General features: G+C 54.1%; 24 protein-coding genes. 7 read left to right on the top strand and 17 right to left on the bottom strand.

The genetic code is table 11. The annotated features are described in order from the left end of the window. The first annotated feature begins 5 nt into the window (after positions 1 to 5). The gene (locus SFC07_RS00990; protein ID WP_411206364.1) at positions 6 to 419 is read left to right on the top strand and encodes a Fur family transcriptional regulator; all 414 of its coding nucleotides are present in this window, start codon (positions 6 to 8) and stop codon (positions 417 to 419) included. Here the strand turns inward: SFC07_RS00990 and SFC07_RS00985 are convergent. The 11 genes from SFC07_RS00985 to hemW all read right to left on the bottom strand — a co-directional run bounded on the left by SFC07_RS00985 (position 416) and on the right by hemW (position 11252). Continuing rightward, positions 416 to 1489 carry a VIT1/CCC1 transporter family protein gene (locus SFC07_RS00985; RefSeq protein ID WP_411206363.1) on the bottom strand — a complete coding sequence of 358 codons (1074 nt, stop codon included), beginning with the start codon at positions 1487 to 1489 and terminating at the stop codon, positions 416 to 418. The two genes, SFC07_RS00990 and SFC07_RS00985, sit on opposite strands and share 4 nt — an antisense overlap. A gap of 8 nt (positions 1490 to 1497) precedes the next feature. After that, positions 1498 to 2229, bottom strand: a complete 732-nt coding sequence (locus tag SFC07_RS00980; protein WP_411206362.1) for an isoprenyl transferase — start codon at positions 2227 to 2229, stop codon at positions 1498 to 1500. Between the two features lie 27 nt (positions 2230 to 2256). Next, entirely contained in the window at positions 2257 to 2985 is a 729-nt protein-coding gene (gene recO / locus SFC07_RS00975) for a DNA repair protein RecO (protein ID WP_411206361.1), read from the bottom strand. Between the two features lie 23 nt (positions 2986 to 3008). Further along, positions 3009 to 3926 (bottom strand): GTPase Era, encoded by a 918-nt coding sequence (era, locus tag SFC07_RS00970; protein ID WP_411206360.1) that lies wholly within the window; start codon positions 3924 to 3926, stop codon positions 3009 to 3011. 135 nt (positions 3927 to 4061) lie between these two features. Continuing rightward, complete coding sequence (locus SFC07_RS00965; RefSeq protein ID WP_411206359.1) at positions 4062 to 5384, bottom strand: hemolysin family protein; 1323 nt, start codon at positions 5382 to 5384, stop codon at positions 4062 to 4064. Next, a complete protein-coding gene (gene ybeY, locus SFC07_RS00960; RefSeq protein ID WP_411206358.1) occupies positions 5385 to 6011 on the bottom strand; it encodes an rRNA maturation RNase YbeY in 627 nt (208 codons plus the stop codon). Then, the gene (locus tag SFC07_RS00955; RefSeq protein ID WP_411206752.1) at positions 6011 to 7030 is read right to left on the bottom strand and encodes a PhoH family protein; all 1020 of its coding nucleotides are present in this window, start codon (positions 7028 to 7030) and stop codon (positions 6011 to 6013) included. Before SFC07_RS00955 ends, ybeY begins: the two co-directional genes overlap by 1 nt. Positions 7031 to 7108: 78 nt before the next feature. Next, complete coding sequence (locus SFC07_RS00950; RefSeq protein ID WP_411206357.1) at positions 7109 to 7834, bottom strand: 16S rRNA (uracil(1498)-N(3))-methyltransferase; 726 nt, start codon at positions 7832 to 7834, stop codon at positions 7109 to 7111. Next, positions 7834 to 8976, bottom strand: coding sequence for a molecular chaperone DnaJ (gene dnaJ, locus SFC07_RS00945; RefSeq protein WP_411206356.1), 1143 nt, complete (start codon positions 8974 to 8976; stop codon positions 7834 to 7836). The genes SFC07_RS00950 and dnaJ overlap by 1 nt, the downstream gene beginning before the upstream one ends. A gap of 75 nt (positions 8977 to 9051) precedes the next feature. Continuing rightward, on the bottom strand, positions 9052 to 10080 hold the full coding sequence (gene hrcA, locus SFC07_RS00940) for a heat-inducible transcriptional repressor HrcA (RefSeq protein ID WP_411206355.1): 1029 nt from the start codon (positions 10078 to 10080) through the stop codon (positions 9052 to 9054). Between the two features lie 29 nt (positions 10081 to 10109). Beyond that, a complete protein-coding gene (hemW, locus tag SFC07_RS00935; RefSeq protein WP_411206354.1) occupies positions 10110 to 11252 on the bottom strand; it encodes a radical SAM family heme chaperone HemW in 1143 nt (380 codons plus the stop codon). Positions 11253 to 11338: 86 nt separating this feature from the next. Between hemW and SFC07_RS00930 the strand changes: the two genes are divergently transcribed. Beyond that, positions 11339 to 11872: a hypothetical protein gene (locus SFC07_RS00930; RefSeq protein ID WP_411206353.1), complete on the top strand. Its 534-nt coding sequence runs from the start codon at positions 11339 to 11341 to the stop codon at positions 11870 to 11872. 47 nt (positions 11873 to 11919) lie between these two features. Here SFC07_RS00930 and SFC07_RS00925 read toward each other — a convergent pair whose 3' ends face one another. The 3 genes from SFC07_RS00925 to SFC07_RS00915 all read right to left on the bottom strand — a co-directional run bounded on the left by SFC07_RS00925 (position 11920) and on the right by SFC07_RS00915 (position 15084). Beyond that, the gene (locus tag SFC07_RS00925; protein WP_411206751.1) at positions 11920 to 12600 is read right to left on the bottom strand and encodes a hypothetical protein; all 681 of its coding nucleotides are present in this window, start codon (positions 12598 to 12600) and stop codon (positions 11920 to 11922) included. Positions 12601 to 12871: 271 nt separating this feature from the next. Next, on the bottom strand, positions 12872 to 13240 hold the full coding sequence (locus SFC07_RS00920) for a hypothetical protein (protein ID WP_411206352.1): 369 nt from the start codon (positions 13238 to 13240) through the stop codon (positions 12872 to 12874). Then, entirely contained in the window at positions 13237 to 15084 is a 1848-nt protein-coding gene (locus tag SFC07_RS00915; RefSeq protein WP_411206351.1) for an AMP-dependent synthetase/ligase, read from the bottom strand. The genes SFC07_RS00920 and SFC07_RS00915 overlap by 4 nt, the downstream gene beginning before the upstream one ends. Before the next feature lie 417 nt (positions 15085 to 15501). Between SFC07_RS00915 and malQ the strand changes: the two genes are divergently transcribed. Then, positions 15502 to 17652 carry a 4-alpha-glucanotransferase gene (gene malQ / locus SFC07_RS00910; RefSeq protein WP_411206350.1) on the top strand — a complete coding sequence of 717 codons (2151 nt, stop codon included), beginning with the start codon at positions 15502 to 15504 and terminating at the stop codon, positions 17650 to 17652. 169 nt (positions 17653 to 17821) lie between these two features. Further along, positions 17822 to 19690 (top strand): ABC transporter ATP-binding protein, encoded by a 1869-nt coding sequence (locus SFC07_RS00905; RefSeq protein ID WP_411206349.1) that lies wholly within the window; start codon positions 17822 to 17824, stop codon positions 19688 to 19690. A 63-nt stretch (positions 19691 to 19753) separates the two neighbouring features. On the opposite strand, the gene SFC07_RS00900 is transcribed toward SFC07_RS00905, so the two are convergent. The 3 genes from SFC07_RS00900 to SFC07_RS00890 are packed head-to-tail and all read right to left on the bottom strand — an operon-like array spanning position 19754 to position 22172. Further along, on the bottom strand, positions 19754 to 19894 hold the full coding sequence (locus SFC07_RS00900) for a hypothetical protein (protein WP_411206348.1): 141 nt from the start codon (positions 19892 to 19894) through the stop codon (positions 19754 to 19756). 6 nt (positions 19895 to 19900) lie between these two features. Continuing rightward, entirely contained in the window at positions 19901 to 20110 is a 210-nt protein-coding gene (locus SFC07_RS00895) for a hypothetical protein (RefSeq protein WP_411206347.1), read from the bottom strand. Positions 20111 to 20135: 25 nt separating this feature from the next. Further along, positions 20136 to 22172, bottom strand: coding sequence for a M3 family metallopeptidase (locus SFC07_RS00890; RefSeq protein ID WP_411206346.1), 2037 nt, complete (start codon positions 22170 to 22172; stop codon positions 20136 to 20138). Between the two features lie 32 nt (positions 22173 to 22204). Between SFC07_RS00890 and SFC07_RS00885 the strand changes: the two genes are divergently transcribed. The 3 genes from SFC07_RS00885 (at position 22205) to SFC07_RS00875 (ending at position 26346) form a co-directional block, all read left to right on the top strand. Then, positions 22205 to 23383 (top strand): alpha/beta fold hydrolase, encoded by a 1179-nt coding sequence (locus SFC07_RS00885; protein WP_411206345.1) that lies wholly within the window; start codon positions 22205 to 22207, stop codon positions 23381 to 23383. Between the two features lie 65 nt (positions 23384 to 23448). Beyond that, on the top strand, positions 23449 to 25245 hold the full coding sequence (gene treS, locus SFC07_RS00880; RefSeq protein WP_411206344.1) for a maltose alpha-D-glucosyltransferase: 1797 nt from the start codon (positions 23449 to 23451) through the stop codon (positions 25243 to 25245). Positions 25246 to 25248: 3 nt separating this feature from the next. Beyond that, positions 25249 to 26346, top strand: a complete 1098-nt coding sequence (locus SFC07_RS00875) for a phosphotransferase (RefSeq protein ID WP_411206343.1) — start codon at positions 25249 to 25251, stop codon at positions 26344 to 26346. Positions 26347 to 26348 lie beyond the last annotated feature (2 nt).

The raw sequence follows: 26348 nt of genomic DNA, 5'->3' as shown, positions 1-26348 counted from the left end.
TTCCGATGGCTATTAAGCAGAGCTCCACTCCAAAGTTGGGGGTCCGTAGCACCAAGCAACGCAAAGCTGTGGTTGATGTTTTAGAGAACATGGACAACTTTGCTTCGGCCAAGGAAATTCACCTCGCCTTGTCCGCCAAAGATCTCGCAGTGGGACTCACTACGGTGTACCGTACGCTACAGTCTCTGGCAGATATTGGTGCAGTTGATGTCCTCAATGTCACTGGTGGCGAAACGCTCTATCGGCAATGTCATGCTGAAGGCCACCACCACCACTTGGTGTGCACCAACTGTGGCCGCACCGTGGAAATTGATGGTGGCCCAGTGGAAACGTGGGCGCAGGAAGTTGCCCGCGAAAATGGCTTTAGCGTGAGCAGCCATGAAGCAGAGATTTTCGGGCTCTGCGAAAACTGTCGCTAAAGCACCATGCCAAAGGCTAGGCCCAGCACATAGGTAATTAGTGCTGCGCCATAGCCAATTGCCAACTGCCTAATGGCTCTAAAAGCCGGTGGTTTTCCAGAAAGCACACCCGTGATGCCACCAGTTGCCATCAGCGAAATTCCCACCAGAATGAGTGAAATCACGGCAGCAGGCAAGCCCTCTAGCCCCAAAAGATAAGGCACGATGGGAATGAAGGCGCCAATCGCAAAGGCACAAAAGCTAAAAAGTGCTGCCGAGCGCGCAGAACCCGCATCATGCACGACCGGGTCTGCCAGCGTATTTTCTGTAAAGCGCTGCTGGTTTTCAAACCTTTCAAAAACTGCAGCGGCTCTCTCCTGAGCTTCTACTTCACTCAAGCCACGCGCCCGGAAAACCAACTCCAGTTCATTAGCTTGGACATCAAGTTCACCAATGGCTTCATGAGCTTTGGGGTCTGGGATGGATGCATCCAGCAGTTCGGTTTGGGAGCGTACTGAAATAAACTCACCAGCTGCCATGGATAATGCACCAGCGAGCAGTCCGGATACACCGGTAATAATGACCACCTGCGGTGCCACACCACTGGCCATCACACCCATGACCAGGGCGACATTGGACACCAGGCCATCGTTAATGCCAAAAACAGCGGCACGGAAATTGCCACTCATTTGTTCGCGACCACGGCTGGCCAAACCGCGAACTACCTCGGCGTGGATTCTTTCATCGGCCGACATTTGTTTGGCGGCGTCAGCATCGGAATCATAGGGGCTACGAGATTCTGCGGACTGCAGGAGCGCCAAGGTAAAAACTGAGCCAAAACGACGTGCCAAAAAGCCCAATAACCGCGTTTTTAGATCAGCCTTCGGGGGATTGAGGGCGGCGTCGCCAAGCTTATCTAGCCAATAAGCCTCGTGGCGAGCTTCGGCCTCAGCCAGCGCCAGCAGAATTTCTCGCTCCTCGCCCTCGCGGCGATCGGCGAGGTCGCGGTAGGCGGCGGCCTCTGCGCGCTCATTGGCCAGGTAGCCACGCCAACGTTTAATTTGCTGGGCGGTGGGCTGATCTTGGGTCATGGTTTCCTTTAGGCGCTGCCGAAACGGCGATCGCGTTTGGCGTATTCCAGCACGGCATCAAAAAGATCCTGCGGGGTGAAATCTGGGAATAGCTTGTCTTGGTAGACCATTTCCGCATAGGCGGACTGCCAGAGCAAGAAGTTGGAGGTGCGTTTTTCACCGGAGGGGCGCAGGAAGAGATCAACATCGGGCATATCCGGTTCATCCAAGAAGTTCGGGAAGGTCTTCTCGTTGATCTGCTCCGGGCGTAGTTCCCCGGCGGCTGCCTGACGGGCAATCTCGCGGGCGGCGTCGATAATTTCTGCGCGGCCGCCGTAGTTGACGCACATGGCCAGCGTCATTTTGGTGTTGTTTTTGGTTAGTTCTTCGGCAGCTTCCAGCTCTTGAATAACTGATCGCCACAAACGTGGGCGACGGCCAGCCCAGCGTACGCGCACGCCCTTTTCATTTAGGACATCGCGCTGGCGACGCAAAACATCACGATTAAAGCCCATGAGGAAGCGGACCTCATCGGTGGAACGACGCCAATTTTCAGTGGAGAAAGCATAAGCCGATAGATAAGGAACACCGAGTTCGAGGCAGGCGTCAACCACATCCATTAGCACTGCTTCGCCGCGCTTGTGGCCTTCGGTTCTTTTCATTCCGCGTTCCGTGGCCCAGCGTCCATTTCCATCCATCACCAAAGCAATATGCTTGGGCAGAAACTTGGCTGGAATATCGGGTTTCACAAATTCGCTCACAAAGAACCATTGTGCCATGAACCGCGCTTAGGCTTGGTCAAGCACTGCCAAAGTGGGAAGCTTGCGCTCCATATGCCATTGCAAATGTGCAGTAGCCAGGCGATGCACCGTGGGCATTAGCTCAGGGTGTTCTTGGGGAACGCGCAAAGGTTGGCCATTGGCCACCAGCCACATCATATGGAGTGATTCAGCGGAAACTTCTGCACTGCCTGGGGGCCGGCAATATAGGCATACTGCTCCCCCAGCTCCCGGGTGGAAGGCATTATGGGGGCCAGTTCGGCCACAGGCTGCGCAATCAAAGAGGCTGGGAGCCCAACCGGCGTGATTCATTGCGCGCAGCATAAACTCATCAAGCACCAGCATTGGGTGCGAGGCATCTTGAATGGCCTGGAGTGCGCGAGTGGTTTCGGCAAAAAGATGGGCGTCTTCATCCATTCCCACAATGTGGGTGGCAATATCTAAGATCGCCGAGGCGCAGGAGTAGCGGGTGAAATCCTCAATAATGCCTGAGGCATAATAAGCCACCGTGTCCGCACCGGAAATGGTGGCCAAGTTACGGCCTGGATAGAGCTGCACATCTAGTTCAACAAAGAGCTGTAGCCGGGAGCCAAATCGCGATTTTGAACGACGCACTCCTTTGGCCACAGCCCTCACCAAGCCATGGTCGCGTGTGAGAAGGACGATAATGCGGTCTGCTTCCCCATAATCATGGGTTTTGACCACTAATGCTCTATCTCTAAAGCTTTCCCTACGCACCGCTAACCTTTAAATACTTGTTTTTAGAATCCGAGGCGGTTCAAAGCCTTTGGATCGGACTGCCAGTTCTTCAAAATCTTAATGCGCAGGTCAAGGAAGACATTCTGGCCCAAGATTCGGATGATGTCCTGGCGGGAGTTGTGGATAATTCGGCCCAGGCGCTGACCATTACGGCCCACAATAATATCCTTTTGACCAGGACGTTCCACGTAGATGATGGCGTGGACGGTCAACACACCATTGCGCTCTGGATCTGGCAGGATCTCATCAACTTCCACGGCAATAGAGTGTGGGAGTTCATCTTTAAGGCCAGCTAGCGCTGCCTCACGGATAGCCTCAGAGATGCGGGTATCGCTATCTTCATCGGTGAGGTGGTCATCTGGGTAGAACTTTGGCCCCTCAGGAAGCAGGCTGGTCATGACCTCAATCAAGGTCTCGATGTTTTCGCCAGAGGTAGCAGAAACAGGTACCACCTCGCTCTTTCCGTCGAGAAGCTCATGGACAGCCATAAGCTGTGCTGCAACCAGGTCGCGGGAAACACGGTCAGCTTTGGTGACAATGCCGAGGATCTTGGTCTTAGGCGACACATTGCGCACGGCGTCTAGGATCCAGCGGTCGCCGGGACCAATTTTTTCATTGGCAGGGATGGTCAGACCGATAAGGTCAACATCGGCATAGGTATCTTTGACGGCCTCATTGAGGCGCTCGCCCAGCAAAGTGCGGGGGCGGTGCAAACCGGGGGTGTCCACCACGATGATCTGCGCATTCTTGCGGTGTACCAAACCGCGGATGGGGTGGCGGGTGGTTTCTGGCTGGTTTGCAGTGATCGCAATTTTTTCGCCCACGAGGGCATTGGTCAACGTTGATTTGCCGGTGTTTGGGCGTCCAACGAAGCTGACAAAACCTGAACGGAAACCTTCAGGGGTGTCATTAAAATTCATAAATCCTCTAACTGATTTGGGGATGATCGAAATAGCTCTCGCCTTTGGGTCTAGAAACACAAAAGAGACTATTTACCTTGGTCTCCCAAGCATAGTCCCTAAAGGCAATGAATCCCCCATCTACTTTAAAGATCGTTATTCATCTTCTACCTGGTGTGGTTCTGAGACGACCACCACGACAGAGTGCATCCGCAAACGTCCACGGCGGTTTCTTTCACCTTCTGCAATAAGTTTCAGGCCCGAGCTTTCCACTGTTGCACCTGGCAAAGGCACACGACCGAGCTCATAGGCAATCAGGCCGCCGACGGTATCCACCTGATCGAGGACATCCTCGGAAAACTCCACTTCCTGTTCCAATTCTTCCTCAATAGTTTCTTTGAGGTCATCCAAGGAGAGGCGGGAAACAACGCGGTAGGTGCGCTCGCCAATCTTTTCAATGGGAGCTACTTCACGGTTGTCATATTCATCGGCGATCTCGCCAACAATTTCTTCCAAAATATCTTCAATGGAAATCAGGCCAGCTACGCCACCATATTCATCAATGAGGATTGCGATGTGATTGTGTTCCTCCTGCATTTCCTGCAGCAGTGCATCCAAAGATTTAGAGTCTGGCACGAAAGTTGCCGGACGCATAACCTCATCGACGGTAACGGAACGTCCGCCATCGGTAGCATAATAGGTTTTTTGCACCAGGTCTTTGAGGTACACAATGCCGATAATGTCATCCACATTCTCCCCAATGACGGGAATGCGGGAGTGGCCTGAGCGCACGCACAGAGCAGTTGCTTGGCCTGCGGTTTTTCCAGATTCAATCCAAATCATCTCTGGGCGTGGCACCATCACCTGGCGCACGGTAGTGGAGGCAAGATCAAAAACGGATTGGATCATCCGCCTTTCCTCTACTTCCACAATGCCGTGTTCCTGGGCGATATCCACCATTTCACGCAATTCAACTTCAGTGGCATAAGGTCCGTTGCGGAAGCCTGGACCTGGCGCAATGATATTTCCCACCCAAATGAGCACGCGGGCTAAGGGGCCAAAAACCTTGGCAAAAATGCCAAGCATAAACGCGGAGCGCAACATGAGGGTATAGGGATTTTTCCTACCCACGGTGCGCCCAAAAACGCCCACCACGGCGAAGGTTACCAAGGCAACACTGATAATTGCGGCGAGGATGCCCCAAGCCCAATTGTCAATGATGCTAATGGCAATTGCTCCGGCCAAAACTGCAGCTGTGGAATCCAGCAGCGTGCGCAGCATAACAAGCATATTGATATGGACGGCACGGGTATCAATGACATGAAGCAGCGCGGCAGATCCTGCCACTTCATCCTTATGCATTTGTTCCACGCGCGCCCGTGAGACCATGGATAGTGCCGATTCCATTGCTCCAAAGAAGCCAGATAGGATCAGCGCCAGAATCGTGGCAATGCCTAACCAAATGACATAGTCGTCCACTTAAGGTTTTTCCTCCGCAGTCGGCTCTTCTGCGCCCGAAGCAGCGCCGCCAGGCACACCCGAGGCATCAGCAATCATCTGTTCATCCAGCTCCAGGCGATCCGCAGCGGTGGGGAAAGCTCCTGGACCTGAAGGCTTGGGCTGGTAATTCACTCCGCGCGCTTCTAAGTTGTCATACCAATCAGCGAGCAGCTCATTTTGCAGAGCGAACATTTCGCGCTCTTCAGCTGGATCCACATGGTCATAGCCCAAAAGGTGCAGGCTGCCATGCACCGTGAGCAGCGCTAATTCATGGGCTAGATCATGTCCAGCTTTTTCGGCCTGCTTAGCAGCAAATTCTGGGCAGAGCACAATATCACCAAGCATGGATGGCCCAATATCGGCGCCGTCTGGACGGGCATAACCAGGGGTGAGCTCATCCATGGGGAAGCTCATCACATCGGTTGGGCCTTCCAAATCAAGCCATTTAGCGTGGAGATCAGCGATGGTCTCTAGATCCACAATGTGGATGGAGGCTTCAGCATCGGGGTGGATATCCATTTCCCCCAGGGCGAAGGAGAGCACGTCAATGAGCATTTCCTCATTAACACCCTCATAGCCTGATTCATTAAAAACTTCGATGCTCATTAGTTAGATTCCTCTCGGGATTCTTTTCGAGCTTCCTCACGAGCACGAGCTCGCTCCGCAGCACGCTTTGCTTCTAGATCTTCATAATCCTCATAAGCATCCACAATGCGACCAACCAACTGGTGGCGGACCACGTCGGAGGAATGCAATTCTGCGAAGTGGACATCATCAACATCGCGGAGGATATGACGCACCAAGCGTAAACCAGATTTCTGACCACCAGGCAAGTCAACCTGAGTGATATCGCCGGTCACCACCATCTTGGAACCAAATCCCAAGCGGGTCAGGAACATTTTCATCTGCGCTGGAGTGGTATTTTGCGCCTCATCCAGGATCACAAAGGCATCGTTAAGGGTACGGCCACGCATATAGGCAAGTGGCGCAACTTCCACAATGCCTGCTTCCATAAGCTTTGGGATAACCTCAGGCTCGACCATATCGCGCAGTGCATCATGCAAAGGTCGCAGGTAGGGGTCAATTTTTTCATTGAGGGTACCGGGCAAAAAGCCCAGCTTCTCGCCGGCCTCCACGGCAGGACGAGTCAAAATGATACGGCTGACCTGCTTAGCTTGGAGGGCTTGTACCGCCTTGGCCATAGCCAAATAGGTTTTACCGGAACCTGCAGGACCCAGGCCAAAGACGATGGTGTTTTCATCAATGGCATCTACATAGGACTTTTGTCCAAGTGTTTTAGGTCGAATAACCTTGCCACGGCGGGCAATAATGTCACCGGTGAGGATCTCTGAGACTGTCTGCGGGGTTTCCACATTGATAATGCTGATGACATTTTTGACAGTCTCAGGGCTAATCACATGGCCACGGCGCGCAATGGCCTGCAGCTCATCAAAGATTTTGCCGGCACGGGAAACCTCAACGATAGGTCCGGTGAGTTCAATGCGGGTGCCTCGGACGTGGATATCGCAGTCGATTTGATTGTCCAAAACTCGTAGGTTTTCATCATGAATACCTAAAACGGTCTGGGCATATTCACGCTCTAGGTTATAGCTCGTGGTTACCACATCGGTGCGGGTGCTTCGCGGGGCGGTCACAGTGCTGTATTCGCCTGCTTTCTGGGATGGATTTTCTTTGAATTAACACTACCAGCGCGCAGAGAGCACACCGATGGCTGCAAGTGCCACCATGCCCGCTGAGGCTGTTCTTAACACTTCCGGACCAAGCTTGACGGTATGCGCGCCGCGAGCACTAAAACGCTCAATTTCCTCCGGCGCCACACCACCTTCTGGTCCAATAATGACCACCACATTGCCGGAGAAATCTAATTCCCGGATCGCCGCGGTTGCCTCCTCGTGCAGGATAATCGCGAGGTCAGCGTCGTCGATAAGCTTCTCGACGTCCTCAGCGCCCGCTACCCCACTGATTTCAGGGATGGTGGCGCGCCGCGATTGTTTGGCAGCCGCTTCCGCGGCTGCCTGCCATTTGCTTAAGGATTTAGCTTCTTTTCCTGCCCACTTCGCTACACAGCGACTAGCCTGCCAGGCCACAATTTTATCGGCGCCACCTTGGGTGAGCAGATCAATGGTCAGCTCGGAGCGCTCCGACTTGGGGATCGCCTGCACGATGGTGACATGGGGGAAGGGGCGTGGGATTTCTGCCACCGAATCCACCACCACATCGAGTCGGTCTTTGCCACTGACGGCGCGGACGGTGCAGGTACGCGCGGTGCCACGGCCGTCGATAAGCGTGATCTTTTCCCCAGCCGTAATGCGTTTCACGGTCACTGCATGGCGGCCTTCGGGGCCGGTGAGGGTGGCGGTTTCACCGGCGGCGGCGGAGGTGTCGGAGATGAAGACAGGAAGCGACATTACTTGCGGAACTTATTCTTTAGCTTGTCAAAAAATCCGGCTTCTTCGCCTTCGCGGTGTACGCCAGCGCTGTCCTTGCGGTGGCTGCGGATTTCCTCAAGCAGCGCGCGGGTGCGATCGTCCAGGTCGGTAGGCACAAAGAGATCCACATGTGCCATGAGGTCGCCGTGGCCTTCGGCGCGCAGGCGTGGCATGCCCTCGCCGTCCAAGGTGATCACATCATTAGGCTGAGTACCTGCAGGAACGCTGATCTTTACCTCTTCACCATTGAGAGATTCCACCTCGAGGTCGGTTCCCAAAGCCGCATCGATCATAGGTACGCGGATGCTGGCGTGGAGGTTGTCACCATCGCGGGTAAACACCGCGTGTGGGCGCACCATGACCTCAATGTAGAGGTCGCCAGCAGGGCCACCACCAGCGCCAACCTCGCCCTGGCCAGCCATGCGGATACGCATACCGGACTGGATGCCAGCAGGAATGTTGGCAACGATGTCACGGCGCGCACGCACGCGACCATCGCCAGCACATTCAGTACAAGGATCTGGGATAACTTCACCGGTGCCATCGCAGGTGTGGCAGGCGCGGGAGGTCATCACATTGCCCAGGAAGCTGCGCTGTACCTCTTGGATTTCCCCGCTGCCGTTACAGGTTGTACAGGTTACTGGCTTCTTATCGGAGGCAGATCCGGAACCATGGCACTTGGTACACAGCACGGCGGTGTCCAGGGTGAGATCCTTCTTAGCTCCGCTATAGGCTTCCTCCAGGGTGATGGAGGTACGCCACAGGGTATCGCTACCAGGCTGAACACGGGAACGTGGGCCGCGGGATCCGCCGGCGCCACCACCAAAGAAGGCATCAAAAATATCGCCCAGGCCACCGCCACCAAAGCCGCCGCCGAAGCCACCGGCTCCAGCTCCGCCGCCTTGCTCCATGGGGTCTCCACCCATGTCAACGATGCGACGCTTATCAGGATCGGTGAGCACCTCATGAGCTACTGAAGCTTCGCGGAATTTCTCCGCTGCTTCCTCGCCGGGGTTCACATCTGGGTGGTATTTGCGGGCAAGCTTTCGGTACGCCTTCTTGATCTCTGACTCGGTTGCATTGCGATCGACTCCGAGAATGCCGTAATAGTCACGTGCCACGGTGGGTGATACTTCCTTTGGTTAAAATCAGAGGGATAAAAGATTATGAAACAAGTGGTTTATTATACCCGCAGCCTATTCTCCTGCGAGCACACGACCAACATACTTAGCAACGGCTGAAACCTTCGAAATTGTTCCCGAATAGTCTATATATGTTGGGCCAACCACACCTAAAGCTCCTAAAGCACTGCCCTGGGAACCATAAGCGGTGGTGATCACCGAGGCGCTGTGCAATTCCACATCCTCATTTTCACCACCAATATGCACCCGCACCTCATTGAGGTCCGTGACATTGGAGAGCAATTTCAGCATCACCACTTGTTCTTCCAGTGCTTCCAACACCATAGGCAAGGTTGCCGAGGTCTCTCTATTAAGCCTGGTCAAGTTGGAGGTACCCGCCAAAATCAAGCGATCCGAAGGCTGATCCACCAAGGTATTAACCAAAACATCACAGCATCTGCGCAGCGCTCCCCTAATTTTCTGCGGGGCCCGCGAGGCTAATTCCTCCAAAGCCGCAGAGGCAGCGCTCAGCGTCTTTTCTGCCAAGGTGCCATTAATAAGATCGCGCAGCACGTTAACATCTTCGGCAGCCAGGGGTTCGTCTAATTCCACATTGCGCTGGTCCACGCGCCCGGTATCGGTGATGAGCACCAGGAGCAGACGCATTGGTGAAAGTGCGACCACCTCGCAGTGTTTTACCCGCGCGGTTTTAAGGGTAGGTAGCTGCACCACAGCAGCCTGGTGGGTGAGCTGGGAAAGTAACTGCACCGAGCGGCGCAGCACATCTTCCAAGTCCACGCCACCTTCAAGGAAACCTAAAATGGCACGGCGTTCAGCCAGGGAAAGAGGCTTAATGTCATGGATGGAATCCACAAAAAGGCGATAGCCCTTTTCTGTTGGCACGCGCCCAGAACTTGCGTGTTCTTGGACAATATAGCCATCTGATTCCAGCACGGACATATCATTGCGAATCGTTGCGGAACTGACGTTGAGTTTATGCCGTTCCAGCAGCGATTTGGATCCCACCGGCTCCTGGGAGGCGATGTAGTCCGCAACGATAGCCCTTAATACTTCGTATCTGCGCTTTTCCGTTGAGCTCGCCATGATAGATACCCTACTAATCTTTTGAACTTTTATGCTTCTTCACTAAGGAGAATATCGGCGATGATTCCGTCGGCAAGCAAACGCCCGGCCGCGGTCACCGCAATATTGCCGCGCTCGTTGAGCTCCAACAACCCGCCCTTAATATGGCGCTCAATCACTGGAGTGGCCGCAGCCGAGAACACCGTGCGTGGCACGCCCTGTTTGAGGCGCAAGCCGAGCATGACCCTTTCGGTGTGGTGATCAGCAGCGCTGAGCAGCTCAGTTTCCTTAATAGGCAGCTCACCGGTGGCAATTTGGGCGGCGTAACGGGCTGGATGCTTGACATTAAAAAAACGGCGATCGCCCATATGGGAGTGCGCACCAGGGCCTGCACCCCACCAATCGCCATCAACCCAATAGCCCATATTGTGCTTGCATTCGCCGCCTGGCTTCGCCCAGTTTGATACCTCGTACCAGTCAAAACCAGCTGATTGCAGGCGCTGATCAATCATCTCATAGCGGTCGGCGTAGGTGTCCTCATCGGGCTGCGACAGCTCGCCTTTATTGACCTTGCGCGCCATCGCAGTGCCGTCCTCCACAATGAGGGAATATGCAGACACGTGATCCACATCGGCATCCAAAATGGCATCCAAGGTGGCGCGCACATCGTCATCGGTTTCGGTCGGGGTGCCATAAATCATGTCCAAATTGACATGTTCAAAGCCCGCAGCATTTGCCTCCTTGGCCGCCGCGACTGGGCGACCTGGGGTGTGCTTGCGATCCAAAACCTTTAAAACGCTTGACGACGCCGACTGCATGCCTAAGGAAATACGCGTATATCCAGCCTCTTTTAGCTGGCTAAAAAACTCTGGAGAGGTGGATTCCGGGTTGGATTCCGTGGTGATCTCGGCCCCCGGAGCAACCCCGAAGGTATTGCGAATTCCATTGAGCACCCGGGTTAGACCATCGGCGCCGATAAGTGATGGCGTGCCACCCCCGATAAAAATTGTTTCCGCCTGACGTGGATCATCCAGCGAGGCCACAGCCATTTCTAATTCTTTTTCCAAAGCATCCAAATAGCTATCTGGACCCGCACTGGTACCCAATTCACCTGCGGTATAGGTGTTGAAATCACAGTAACCGCACCTTGTTGAGCAAAACGGCACATGAATATACACACCAAAAACTGACATACCCCCAAGCCTAGTGTGTACCCCCTTTACATGAGAATTTGGAGCACAACATTCCAATTTGCTGTCAAAGCGGTAAAGTGCACACTATGAACCGGAAGTTTGCTGCAGCCTCAGTGCTTGCTGCGCTCTTTTTCCACGTGGCCCCTGCACAAGCTTCTGAAACCCCTGCCTCCACCACCACACAGCCAGACACTGTGCTGACCACTCTCGTGGCAGAGCCCAACGCGATTACTACCGAGCCTGCGGATGAGTGCGATTTTTGGCAGGATGCTGCTGGTCAGCCCGGTGCAGTCCTGCGGATTCCTTTTCAGGGTGAGCAGAAACTCTCCGATATTAAGGTAGAAACCTCCAAAGCTTTTGAGGATTTCCGCACCATGGTGGAGCTGGACAATAGCATTTTGGTTTATATCCCCAGTGATTTCCAGGGCGCAAATCAGGCCTCAGCAGTGTTTAAAGTTTCCGATGATTTTGGCGAGATCGATACCTTTGCCATCAAGGTCGATTACCCTAGTGCCGCTGCAGCGCCTGAGGAGAATCATTCTATCCTCTTCAAAATTATCTGTGAGCTGGCCTATCGTATCCCCCAGTTGCCTTTTGCCTCCAGGATTTTCGGCTTTTAATTCCTTTTAGCTTCACACGCTGCGTGCAGAGCCACTAAGTGTGGAGTTTAGGAAACAGCGTTGCGCTTTTGCGCCAATTTATCAGCCACGCGCGCCACCACGGCATCAATTCTTACGCGTTCTAAGAGGAATGCCGGCGGATTACTGCCACGCATGGTGCGGACATAAGCCGGGTTCGCGCTAGCTACCGCGTCCATCCACGCCCGGGTAGCGCTTTCCACCACGGCTGCAACGCGACCATAAAGCAGTGGCAGAGACAGCGAATCCAAGTCATTGGCCACCTTATTGGTTTGCGCCAAAACCCAGTCCACCGTTAATTCCAAGCGCTTCACCACGGCCTCCGAACGCGCATCCAAAGCTATGGATAAATCGCGCACATCAATGGGGCCACCGTCGATCTCAAAATCTTTTTCCAGCTCCGGCCCGGTTAGCCTTTCAGGCTTGTCGACGTGCACCTCCACCGCGTCGCGGGCGCTTACAGTGCCCTGACGGATTCCACTGGTCAGCGCGTGGCGCAGACCAGAAAGTTCAGCCACCACGCTGCGGGAGTCATCGCGAGCCTCAGCAACGATTTCTTCAAATTCTGCGAGGCAATCTTCTACGAGTTCCACGTCCCAGTCGGAAATGGCTTCCATGAGGTGTTCAATGTATTCGGCAACTTCATCGCCGATATTAAAAATTTCCTGGGTGAGTTCGCGATGGCGTAGTTGTGCGGTGGTGCTGTTCATATGAGCCGATACACCTTCCTTTTCTGCAATCCGAGCTGGCTTTTGACCAGCGTTCACACCAGGAGTTAGCAATAACAACATTGGTTTTATTGCACCCCTTGAGACCCTCAAGTAACACTTGAGAGTTTTCTCTAACGGGTGTTGACTTTATGGGAATCAGCTTGGAAAAGCAGAGTGGCGCGCCGGTGAATCCCATCAAAAAAATTGCAAAACAAAAACCTGCCCGCAGCCTCCACGGTTGCGGAGAATGCGAGCAGGTTGGTGATGTTGTTTACCAGGGCAAAGGTGGTAATTTCAGCGCTGCGACTAATTCATTAAGAATATCGGTGGCCGCACCGCGCGGTTTTTCGTCGTCAAGCCTGGAAAGGTACTTGTCAACCACCTTCAAGGCAGCTGGCTCGCCCATGCACTCGACCACGTACTGGGGGTTGTCCTGGGCAAAGAACCACTCGGCGTCGCCGAAGGAGAGCCCCGGGTTGGAACCGAGGGTGAAAAATTCCTCATCACCCTCGGAGCCAGTGGCGGTGATATAGGCAAAATCTTCCATCACACCGACGGCAAACTTGGTGGACTCTGCACCAATTTCCGTTTTGGTCCAGGTTGAACCATCCCAATCAAATTGCACGTTTGCTCCGCTCATCGGTTGTAAATGTGGTCAATGGCGTCAGCATAACGCTGGACCACAATGTTGCGCTTCACCTTCAGAGTTGGGGTGAGCTCATTATCTGCCTCGGTGAGATCACGATCAAGAATATAGAATTTCTTGATGGCCTCCGAGTGAGACACCGTGGCGTTGGCATTGTTAATGGCGTCTTGGACCTCCGCGCGCAGTGCTGGGTTGGTGGCGATGTCAGCGACCGAGCGAGATTCTGGAATATTGTGGTTTAGCTTCCAGCGCTTGAGCATATCGGGATCCAGAGTGACCAGCAGGCCCACAAAAGGCTTGCCATCGCCAACAATCATCGCCTGGCTTACCAATGGGTGTGCCTTGATGATGTCTTCCATCGGGCCTGGGGATACATTCTTTCCACCTGCGGTAACAATCAAGTCCTTCTTGCGGCCAGTGATTAGGAGATGGCCGGAATCCATAAGTTCACCGAGGTCGCCGGTGTTAAACCAGCCATCCTGTAGGGCTTCGGCGGTGGCTTCTGGGTTGTTCCAATAACCCTGGAAGAGCATCTCACCCTTGAGCAAGATCTCACCGACCTCATTAATACGGATGGTCATACCGCCTAGTGGCTTGCCCACGGTGCCGATCTTTTGGTCCTCAAAATCCACGGCTGCGGCAGCGGCGGATTCAGTAAGGCCATAACCTTCATAAATTGGGATGCCAATGCCGCGGAAGAAGTGCAAAAGTTCCTGTCCCATGGCAGAACCACCGGTGATGGCGTACTGCACAGAGTTGCCCACTGCTGCGCGGATCTTGGAGTAGATCAGGCGGTCAAACACCTTGTGTGACAACAGCAGCGCACGGCCTGGGCCTTCTGGAGTATCCAGCGCCATGGAGTATTCGATAGCGGTTTTCTCAGCGCGGGCAAAAAGTGCAGCCTTAACAGGGCCACCTGCTGCAGCGTTGGTGGCTGCGGCATTACGCACCTTTTCAAAGACGCGAGGCACACCCAGAATGAGGTTGGGGCGAGAACGTTGGAATTCCAAGGTCAGGGTGCTGAAATCAGACCAGTGAGACTGAGTTGCGCCAGCAATAGCAAAAGCCAGGTGCACTGCACGTGCCAAAACGTGAGCCAAAGGCAAGAAAGTAAGGATGCGGGTTCCCGGAGCTGCAATGGCACCGATGGGGTTGGTGAGTAGTCCACGTACCTCAGCTAGCCAGTTGTAGTGGGTAAGCACACAGCCCTTGGGGCGGCCGGTGGTGCCGGAGGTATAAACCAATGACGCGAGATCGGAAGACTTGGTGTTGTGGATGCGCTCCCACACTTGCTCATCGGGGAGGTCACGGCCTTCAAACTTGAGGGTATCTAGTGCGGAGGCATTAATTTCCAAAATGCGCCGCAGCTTTGAGCCGGAGCCCTTAAGTGCTGGGGTGCCGTCTTCACCAAGAACCAGGTTCTTCATGAGGTCGGTGTGTTCCGGGGTTTCGGTGATTGCCAACACCGCGCCGGAATCCTCAATAATCCACTCCACCTGAGACAGGGAGGAGGAGCTATAAATGGGTACGCTAGCAGCACCTGCAGCCCAAATGGCGAAGTCTAAAACTGCCCATTCGTAGCGAGTATTCGCCAGCAGAGCAACACGATCGCCCTGCTCCACGCCAGTTGAAATAATGCCCTTGGCGACGGCAAAAACCTCATCCTGAAATTCTTGGGCGGTAACATTAACCCATTCAAAGTTGGCGGGCTTGGTAAAAAGCACACCATAAGGGCGGGCTTTTACTTGATCCAATAATGCGGTCAAGCAGGTGTCTGCTTCTCCGATTGTGTATTGGGCAGGGGTGGAATATTCCTGCAGGGTGTTTTGCGCTGTCATCGTGAGATTCTTGCCTTTCGAATATCTTTAAGGATCTGATTCCTAGCAATGGGCAGGTGTTCTCTATAGTTCTAAAGCTCTCGGGCTCTAAACCTCTAGGTGCCATCTTAAAGAATCTTTGACACATGGTTCCCACTGGTTCCCCTCCTCGTCCCTTCCTCTTCCCCTCCTCTTCTCAGTTCTCGCTGGCCGAATTGCGCTGTCAGCTTTGCTGTTGATTGGCTACACCTTCCTCATAGCTTGCACTGTGCTGCAAAACTCAGCAGTGAGCAAAAATATTTTTAAGCTGAGAAGAATATCCGTAACCATGCTTTAGCTGCAGTTTTGATTATTTTTAGGAAAGGAATTTACCCACTTTTGCACCCTCGGTGCAGGTTTAGGTGTCAGCGGGCGTTATTGGTGGCATGATATTGACTTGTGACTGCACGAGGACCTTTGAATGAATTGGCCGACATATACGGCGTATCCACTTCCTACACCGATTACAAGGGCGCACATGTGGAGGTCAGCGATGACACTCTAGTGAAGATCCTCCGCGCTTTAGACGTGGATCTTGGCTCCCCAGAGACTTCTGCCGAACCCAGCGATGAGGTACTCAACGAGGCGATTAGCCGATTCCACGACCGCGAATTTTCCCGCCCGCTGCCACCTTGCGTGGTAGCAATTCAGGGCACGGAAGTTACCTTCCCCGTCCACGTTCATGATGGCGCCCCCGCCGAGGTTCATATCACCTTGGAAGATGGCAGCACCCGCGAAACCTACCAGGTAGAAAACTGGACGCCCCCGCGGGAGATCGACGGCATCACCTGGGGTGAGGCTTCCTTTAAAATCCCGGCAGACCTCCCTCTGGGCTGGCACCAGCTGCACCTTAAATCTGATGAGTTGGAATATAGCTGCGGTTTGATCATCACCCCGGCGCGCCTGTCCACTGCAGATAAGTATCTCCAGTCCCCTCGCACCGGCGTAATGGCCCAGATTTACTCTGTGCGTTCTACCCTTTCTTGGAGCATGGGCGACTTTAATGACCTTGGTAACCTCGCCAGCGTTGTAGCCCAAGATGGCGCAGACTTCCTGCTGATTAACCCCATGCACGCTGCTGAGCCACTACCTCCTACCGAGGATTCCCCTTATCTGCCCACCACCCGGCGCTTCATCAACCCCATCTATCTGCGCGTGGAGGATGTGCCTGAGTTCAATCAGCTAGATATTGAACTTCGCGATGATGTGGCCGAGCTGGCTGAGGAATTCCGCGAACGTAACCTCAGCTCCAACATTATTGAACGCAATGATGTGTATTCCGCCAAGCTGCAGGTTTTGCATGCTATTTATGATCTCCCGCGCACTGCAGAACGCGAAGCAGATTTTGTCGCTTTTGTGCAGCGCGAAGGCCAGGGACTTATTGACTTTGCTACCTGGTGTGCCGATCGTGAAATTGATCAGTCGGCCTCTGCCCATGCAGAATTGCCAGACCGTGATGAACTCACCATGTTCTATATGTGGCTGCAGTGGCTCTGTGATGACCAGCTCGCAGCTGCGCAAAAGCGTGCAGTAGATGCCGGAATGTCCATTGGCATCATGGCTGACCTCGCAGTTGGCGTACACCCAGGCGGTGCCGATGCACACAACTTGGAATATGTGCTTGCCCCTGATGCTTCTGTGGGTGCTCCCCCAGACGGCTACAACCAACAGGGTCAGGACTGGTCACAGCCACCCTGGCACCCAGTACGCCTCGCAGAGGAAGGGTATATCCCTTGGCGTAACCTGCTGCGTACTGTATTGCGTCACTCCGGCGGCATCCGCGTCGACCATGTACTTGGTCTCTTCCGCCTATTTGTCATGCCTCGTATGCAGTCCCCTGCAACCGGTACCTATATCCGCTTTGATCATGAAGCCTTGGTTGGCATCCTTGCCCTCGAGGCTGAACTGGCCGACGCGGTGGTTATTGGTGAGGATCTCGGTACCTTTGAGCCATGGGTCCAGGATTTCTTGGCCGAACGCGGCATTATGGGCACCTCCATCCTGTGGTTTGAGCATTCCCCCTCACAACAGGGCCCTCGCTTGCAGCAGGAATATCGTCCGCTGGCACTGAGCTCAGTGACCACCCATGATCTGCCTCCTACCGCCGGATACTTGGCGGCAGAGCATATTGAACTGCGGGAAAAGTTGGGCGTACTCACCACCGATCCTGCAGTAGAAGATGCTGAGGATCTGCAGTGGCAGGCGGAGATCCTGGATACTGCGGTAGCAGCTGGTGCGCTGCACCCAAGCTCCCAAGAAAATGGCAGCTATGTGGGTCTTCCCCGCGATGAGCGGGGCAGCCTGGCCGACCTCATGGCTGGTCTCCACGCTTTTGTTGCCGGCACCCCATCGGCACTCACATGTGTGTCCTTGGTGGACATGGTGGGCGATAAGCGCGCGCAGAACCAGCCTGGTACTACCCGCGAGCTTTATCCCAACTGGTGTATCCCACTGTGTGACAATGATGGCGAGCCAGTAAGCATTGAGGCGCTGCGCGACCAAGAGCTCTATCACATTGTGGCGCAGGCAGCCCGCCGCCCAAAGCAATAAGGCACTAAATCACCACAGTTGAAAATAATTGTTGACTGGGACGCTGATCTCTTCTTGAGAGATCATCGTCCCAGTTTTCTTTTTAGGCTCACTCAGCTTGTGGGCACTAGATTTGTCATGAACAATTGATTTTTCACAACCGCCCACATTGTCTAGAAGGCCACCACCCATGCGACTTCTCAGTCGAATTCTTAAAACCACTTCAGCCCTTTGGCCCTATTATCTCGGAATTATCCTGGTCTCCATTGTGGTGGCTGGGCTCTCCCTGGTTTCACCCTTTATCCTCCGCGCAGCCACCAACGCTATTGTTTCCGCAGTTACCGGCGATGTTTCCATCGAGGATGTCACCCGCACCATCATTTTCTTAGCACTTGGTCTTTTTGCAGCCGGCCTGCTGAACACCCTGATGAGCAATATCGGCGGCTATATCGGTGACGTCATGGCGTCACGTATGCGCCAAATCCTGGCTACTCGTTATTACGCCAAGCTGCTGGCACTGCCCCAAAAGTACTTTGATAATCAGGTCACCGGCACCATTATTGCCCGCTTGGACCGCTCAATTAACGGCATTACGCAGTTTATGCAGAGCTTCTCCAACAACTTCTTCCCTATGCTCATCACCATGGTGGCAGTGCTGATTATTTCTGCCATCTACTACTGGCCACTGGCCATTTTGCTGGCTGCACTCTTCCCCATTTATATGTGGCTTACCGCGCTGACTTCCAAGCGCTGGCAGGTCATGGAAGCAGATAAAAACAAAGAAATTGATATTGCCAATGGCCGTTTTGCCGAGGTTGTGGGCCAGGTCAAGGTTGTGAAGTCCTTTGTTGCTGAGACCCGCGAGCTCTCAGATTTTGGCAACCGCTATGGCCGCACCGTTGCCATTACGCGCCCGCAGTCCAATTGGTGGCACCGCATGGACACCCTGCGTGGGGCCGCGCTCAACATCATCTTCCTAGCGATTCACCTGCTGATTTTCTACCGCACCCTGCACGGTTATTTCACCATCGGTGATATGGTCATGCTCATTCAGCTTGTCACCATGGCACAACAGCCTGTCTACATGATGAGCTACATTGTCGATGCCGCCCAACGCGCCATCGCCGGTTCCCGCGACTACTTCGAGGTCATGGAGCAGCCTGTGGAACCCACCGCAAACAAGGAGCTGGTGGCTGCCACCGAAACCAGCGACACCCCTAAGCTCAGCCCAGTCAACCCGGCACCGCTGCCTGCCGGGGAACCCGCCATGCTTTTCGACGACGTGACCTTCGCTTATGAAGAAGGCAAACCAGTTATCTCCAATGTCACCATCAGCGCTCGTCATGGTGAAAAGATCGCTTTGGTTGGTGAATCTGGCGGTGGCAAGTCCACCCTGGTCAACCTGTTGCTTGGCCTTTATAAGCCAAATTCTGGAAACCTCGCCGTCTGTGGCCAAGATGTCCGCAACCTCACCTCTGAGCAATTGCGCGCTTCTGTGGGCGTGGTCTTCCAAGATGCCAGCCTATTTTCTGGCACCATCGCGGAAAATATTGCCTATGGCCGCCCCGGCGCCACCAAGGATGAGATCATCGCCGTGGCTAAAAAAGCCAATGCACATGACTTCATTTCTGCCTTCCCCGAAGGATATGACACCATCGTCGGCGAGCGTGGTCTTAAACTATCCGGTGGTCAAAAACAGCGTGTGGCAGTTGCCCGCGCCATGTTAAAAGATGCCCCGCTGTTGGTGCTGGATGAGGCAACCTCAGCCCTTGATACCAAGTCGGAGCGTGCAGTCCAAGCAGGCCTTGAGCAACTTATGGAAAACCGCACCACCTTGATGATCGCGCACCGCCTGTCCACCATCGCCAGTGTGGATACCATCGTCACCATTAAAGACGGCAAGGTTGATGAGATCGGATCCCCAGCCGAGCTCGCAGTTTCTGGTGGCATTTATGCAGAACTTCTGCGTCTAACTAACTCCACTGCCGAAGCCGATCGCGAGCGCCTGCGTGCCTTTGGTTTTACTGGTGACGCCCCAGTTGAGGAAGAAGAAGTCTAAAAAGAACATAAAAAATCCACCGCACCGCGAGTTTCCCTACGGTCCGGTGGATTTTTCTCTGTCCTAGAGCAAGGACACAAACCATGCCACAATCACAATAATTACCAAGACCCACAGGGCCTGGGTGACGCGGGATTGTGGGTACTTGCGCTTGCGCTTGGGAAGTTCTTGATCGCGTTTGCGAAGCTCTTCTGGGTTAGCCATGAAACGTCAGTTGTCCTTTCGGGAAGCTTTGGGTGCCTGCGGTTGCCCGCGGCGGAAAATCCGCAGGGCAGCAGCACCGGCCAAATCAATCACTCTTAACAAAGGAACTGCCAAAAGCGCGCAGACCAGCACTGATGCAATAATTACCAGCGGTGATTGGATCCACAGCGGAGCTACGGTGAGGTGCTGTGTTATCCAATCGAGGAATGCGGTCATGGCTGTTTAGCTTACACGCAGGCTCTTAAATAGCCCCAGCCAAACCACGGCGACGCAGCAAGGGACCCAGATCCTTGGAGCGGCCACGCAGGGTTTCAAACGCCTTGGTGTAGTCAGTTGATGCACCCTTGGAAAGCACCAACTCACGGAAGCGAGCACCAGCTGCCCGCGCTGCTTCATCAGAACCAGCCTTACCTGCTGCACCGGTCTCGGCAAACCAGTCAAAACCATCGGCATCCAGGGCTTCTGCCCACAGGTAAGAGTAATAACCGGCAGAATAACCACCGGCAAAAATGTGGTTGAAGTAGGTGGAACGATAACGAGGCGCTACCTTATCCACATCAAGGCCGGCAGCTGCCAAAGCATCAGCTTCAAATTGCTCAATATCGCTAATAGCTGCTGCTTCAGAGGCGCTGAGGCTGTGCCAGGCGAGGTCGATAATGGAGGCTGCCAGGTATTCGGCGGTGGCAAAACCCTGACCAAATTGCTTGGCGGCCTCAATCGCCTGCAGCAAAGAATCCGGAATCACCTCGCCGGTTTCCACATGGCGGGCATAATTGCGCACCACAGCGGGATCAAAGGCCCAGTTCTCATTAATCTGGGAGGGGAACTCCACATAATCACGAGGCACTGAAGTACCGGAGAAGCTGGGGTAACGCACCTTGGACAACAAGCCGTGCAGACCGTGGCCAAACTCGTGGAAGATCGTAGTCACCTCATCCAGGCTCAGCAATGCCTCGCCGGTGGTTGGCTTGCTTACGCCCATCACGTTGACCACCACTGGCTTAGTGCCCAGCAGTTCGGATTGGTCCACAAAGCTCGACATCCAAGCACCACCGCGCTTGGATGGTCGGCCATAGTAATCAGTCAAGATCAGACCAATGCCGGAACCATCGGCATCCTTGACCTCCCACACATCCACGCCCTCGGCATAACCCTGCAGGTCAGGGCGTGCCTCAACGGTGATGCCATAAAGGCGGTGAGCTGCATAAAAAACACCATCTTCCAGCACCTGATTCAGTGGGAAATAATTGCGCAGCTCGGTTTCATCAAGGGCAAAGTCACGCTCGCGGACTTTCGCCTCCCAGAAGCTCCAGTCTGCTGCTTCCACCTGCTGGCCATGGGCTTCGGCTTCTTCAGCAGAAAGCTTATATTCAGCCTTGGCATTGGCAGAGGCTGCGGGAGCTAGATCATAAAGCAGTGCGCGCACCGCGGCCACGTCATCGGCAGTTTCTTCTTCGATCACATAATCGGCGTGGGTGTCATAACCCAATAAAGCAGCACGCTCGGCACGCAGGCGCACAGTTTCTAAAAGCACCTCTTTATTGGAGGCGGCGCCGCGCTTTTGGGAAGCCTGATAAAGTTTGGCGCGGGATTCTTGGGAGGTTAAAGTAGCCTGCTCGGACTGCACCGTGGGCAGTTCCAAAGGCACCACATAACCCTCTACTCCGGTGGCCTGGGCATAATCGGCAGCTGCAGAAATTCGCGCCGGGCTAAAACCTTCTAATTCAGCAGCCGAGAAGTTTACTGCCAGCTCGCGGGTGTCTTTTAAGAGGTTGCGGCCAAATTCTTCCGACAGCGCCGAAAGGCGCTGGTTAATGTCTGAAAGCCGGGCCTTTCCGGTGGCGTCGAGTGCTGCCCCGCGGCGTCGAAAAGCTCTTTTGGTATGTGCTAAAAGGCGCTGAGATTCTTCATCTTCGGGGGCGCTCACAGCTTCCACGCGGGCAAAAAGCTCGGCGTTGTGGAAGATGGAATCAGAATGCGCGGACAGTTTAGGCGCAATTTCCTGCGCAATCTGGTCCAACTCCGGGGAGGAATCGGTGCCCTGCAGGTTAAAAAACACCGCTGCCACACGGTTGAGCGCTTGCCCGGCGCGCTCGAGGGCCTCGATGGTGTTCTCCCAGGTAGGTTCCGCGGGGTTGGCGGCGATGCCTGCGATCTCGGCATCGTGCTCAGCCAGCGCAATTTCAAAGGCAGGCAGGAAATCCTCGGTTTTAATATTGGCAAAATCTGGTAGTTGGTAGGGCAGGTTACTTGGCTTTAGTAGATGATCAGCAGTCATAAGGCTCGATCCTAGTTGCTAAGGTTTTCTTCATGTCTGTCACCTCAGTCACCGTCACCTGTCCGGCAGGCCAGATCACGGGCGAGCCCCACCTTTTCCGCTCCATTCCCTATGCGCATGCTGAGTCCTTTGCCGATGCTTGCAAGCTGGAGCCGGGAACCATTGACGCGCGCACCGCGGCTGAGCGTTTGCACCTAACGGTGGCCACCCCGGAAGCTCGTTTCGGCGCTGACTTCCCCGTCATCGTTTTTATCCACGGTGGCAGTTATGAGGCCGGCACCCGTTTTGATCCCCGCACCGCGCCGGAGTTTTTTGTCGAGCGCGGTTTTGTAGTGGTTTTGGTGGACTACCGCCTGGGTGTGGAAGGTTTTGTCCGCTTTCATGATGATGAGCCCAACCACTACCGCGGCATTGATGACTGCGGTCTGGCGCTGGAGTGGGTGCAAAAAAACATTGAGTTTTTTGGCGGCGATCCCACCAATGTCACCCTCATCGGCCAGTCCGCGGGCGCCGGCATTGCGCTCTGGCTTGCGCGCCTAGACCACTACAAAGGTGCTTTTCGACGCCTGGTTGCGCTCTCCCCTGGCTTCCCGCGCCAGCCATTTCAGGCCCGAAAAGGTGCTTTGCGACGCAGCCTTGGCAAACCCATCACTCGCACGGCCCTTGCCAAGATGAATCCAGAAAAACTGGCTAAGGGCTATGCGCGGTTCAGACGACGCTTTTTTAATGACCTCGCACTTGGACCATTCCCCTATGATCCAGCAGAAATGGCTGAGCTCGATTTCATTATTTCTGCCACTCGCGATGAAATGTATAACCATCCCGTCGGCAAGCGTCTAGATCAGCGCGGTTTTGGTCTCGGCCTGATCATGCGGCTTTTGGGGATCAAAAATATTAGGCCTTATCTGGCTGCTGCCCGCAGCATTGATAATCGCGTGGTGGGACGCGCCATTGGCGATGCCATGATTAGGCGCTTTGTGGCACAGACCGAAAAAGGCTGGTGGATTGAGTTCCCCGGACGACACTGCGAAGACCTCATATGGATCTTCCGCGAAGATTCACAGGCACATCATATTATTGCCGATTTTGCCCGTGGCAAGAAGCCTTTTTGGCCTTTGTATGATCCGACCACCCGCCAAGCGTTATCCCTAGTAGAGGGTAATCCGGTGGTGGTGCGCGATCCGCTGCGGATGGTGCGCGAAGCTTTTTAACAGTTTTGGGGGTTAGGTTTAGTGCTCATCTGCGAAGCTGCTGCGATATCTCTATTGTGGCTTTTATGACTGACACCTCACCGCTGAATTCAGAGCTTATTCCTGAGTCTTCTGTTCGCCCTGTGATTGATGCCGAAGGTTATATTGTCGAGCATGAATCCGAGGAGTACCCCTCCCCCACACCTGCTCCCGGTGAACAACCCTGGGAGAAAAGCCAAAGGGAATGGTACAAAGAGGCCGTCTTTTATGAGGTGCTGGTCCGCGCCTTTTATGACCCTGAGGGCAGCGGATCAGGCTCTCTTAAAGGACTGACCGAAAAGCTGGATTACATCCAATGGCTGGGTGTGGACTGCATTTGGATCCCACCATTTTATGATTCCCCGCTGCGCGATGGCGGTTATGATATCCGCAATTTCCGCGAGATCCTGCCCGAGTTTGGCACCGTAGCTGACTTTGTGGAGCTTGTGGACCAAGCCCACCGCCGCGGCCTGCGCGTGATTACTGACCTCGTAATGAACCACACCTCCGATGAGCACCCCTGGTTCCAGGAATCACGCCGTGATCCAGAGGGCCCTTATGGTGATTTTTATGTGTGGGGTGATGATCCCAACCTCTATAGCGAAGCCCGCATCATCTTTATTGATACTGAGGATTCCAACTGGACCTATGATCCAGTGCGCAAGCAGTACTACTGGCACCGCTTCTTCTCCCACCAGCCCGACCTCAACTATGACAATCCTGAGGTTCAGGAAGCCATGCTGGATGTGCTGCGTTTTTGGCTAGATCTTGGCCTGGATGGTTTCCGCCTGGACGCGGTGCCCTACCTCTTTGAGCGCGAGGGCACCAATGGTGAAAACCTCAAAGAAACCCATGATTTTCTCAAGCGCTGCCGCGCCGTTGTAGAGGCTGAATACCCGGGACGCATTCTGCTGGCTGAGGCAAACCAATGGCCACAGGATGTGGTGGAATACTTCGGCGAAAAGGAAAAGGGCGATGAGTGCCATATGGCATTCCACTTCCCTTTGATGCCTCGAATTTTTATGGGCGCACGCCAGGGTTCACGTACTCCCATTAGTGAGATTTTGGCCAATACTCCTGACATCCCAAAGACTGCACAATGGGGTATCTTCCTGCGCAATCACGATGAGCTCACCCTGGAGATGGTCTCTGATGATGAGCGCGCCTATATGTACTCCCAATTTGCGAGCGAACCCCGCATGCGCGCCAATGTTGGTATCCGTAGGCGCCTGAATCCGCTTTTGGAAGGTGACCGCAACCAGCTGGAACTCCTGCACGGCCTCTTGTTGTCCCTACCTGGTTCACCAGTGTTGTACTACGGCGATGAGATCGGCATGGGCGATAATATCTGGCTGCCAGACCGCGATGGTGTGCGCACTCCCATGCAGTGGTCCAGCGACCGCAATGGTGGTTTTTCCAAGGCTGATCCGGAGCGCCTTTACCTGCCTGCTATTCAAAATGATCAATATGGCTATGCCCAAATGAATGTGGAAAGCCAGCTCAAGCGTGAAAATTCACTGCTGCGCTGGATCCGCAATCAGATTATGATCCGCAAGCAATATCCTGCTTTTGGTGCTGGTACCTACCGCGAGGTGAATTCCACCAATGAGGCAGTTTTGACCTTCCTGCGGGAACACCGTGGACAGACCATCTTGTGCGTGAACAATATGTCCAAGCATCCGCAGGCAGTGTCTTTGGACCTGCGTGAATTTGCTGGCCGCACCCCGCGTGAATTGTCTGGTGGGCAGCTCTTCCCCACCATCGCGGAGCGTGAATGGGTTGTCACCTTAGCGCCGCACGGCTTCTTCTGGTTTGATCTTTCCGAACACGATCTGGAGGACTAACACATGAGTATTGGTCAGCACATTATCAACGAGCGTTTTTATGGCGCGAAATCCCAAACCATTAACAATGTGGAAATCGTGGCCTCTAAGGAGCTCGGCGAAAACACCCTTGCCATCGTCCGCATTAATAGCGCGCTCTACCAGCTGTTTGTCAATGTTGATGGCAAGGATGTGCTGCTCAATCATGTGGCAGAAGTAGGACCAAGCCTTGGCGAATGGTCCTCCCTGACTCCTTTTCCTGAAGGACCTTTTAGGCCTTTAAGCGGAGAGCAGTCCAATAGTTCTTTTATCACCACCGGCGAAAACGCGGTGATTGTGAAGTACTTCCGCAAATTGGAGGCAGGCCGAAACCCCGATGTGGAATTGCTCTCCCAGATTCCGCAGTGTCCAAATATCGCCCCGGTACTGGGCTTTTCCGAGGTTGTTCTAGGAAATTCCCGCTATACGCTGGTAATGGCGCAGCAATTTATCCCAGGAAAAGATGGCTGGGCGCATGCGCTTTCCACTACTTCCGACTCCTTTGCTGCAGATGCTGAACTGATCGGCCAAGCCACCCGCAATGTGCACTCGGCCTTGGCAGAAGCGTTTCCTACCAAGGTGGTTCCCGCTGCAGATATTGCCCAAGGCCTAATCAACCGCCTGGATTCTTTGATCCACCAAGCCCCTGAGCTGGAGCGTTTTAGGGAACCTGCTACCGCGGTCTACCGTTCTTTGGAGCAGGATGTGCGGATTCAAAGGATTCACGGGGATTTACACCTGGGCCAAATGCTCAAAACTGATGACCGTTATATCCTCATCGATTTTGAGGGCGAACCGGCCCGTCCCCTAGAAGAACGCAAGTTGCCTGATTCTCCGCTGCGAGATTTAGCTGGAGTTATCCGCTCCCTTGATTATGCAGCGCATTTTGATGGTGGCGAACATCAGAGCTGGGCGGATGAAGCAACGGCGATGTTCTTGGCAGGCTATGGCAGCATTGATGATCAAGAGCTGCTCAACGCCTATATTTTGGACAAGGCGCTTTATGAGGTTGCCTATGAAACAAATAACCGCCCCGATTGGGTTCATATCCCTCTCGAAGCGGTACAACGCGCGCTGGCTTAAAT

The organism is Corynebacterium callunae, assembly GCF_046592015.1.
Lineage (GTDB): Bacteria > Actinomycetota > Actinomycetes > Mycobacteriales > Mycobacteriaceae > Corynebacterium > Corynebacterium callunae_A.
This window is presented reverse-complemented; position numbering and strand designations above follow the sequence as displayed.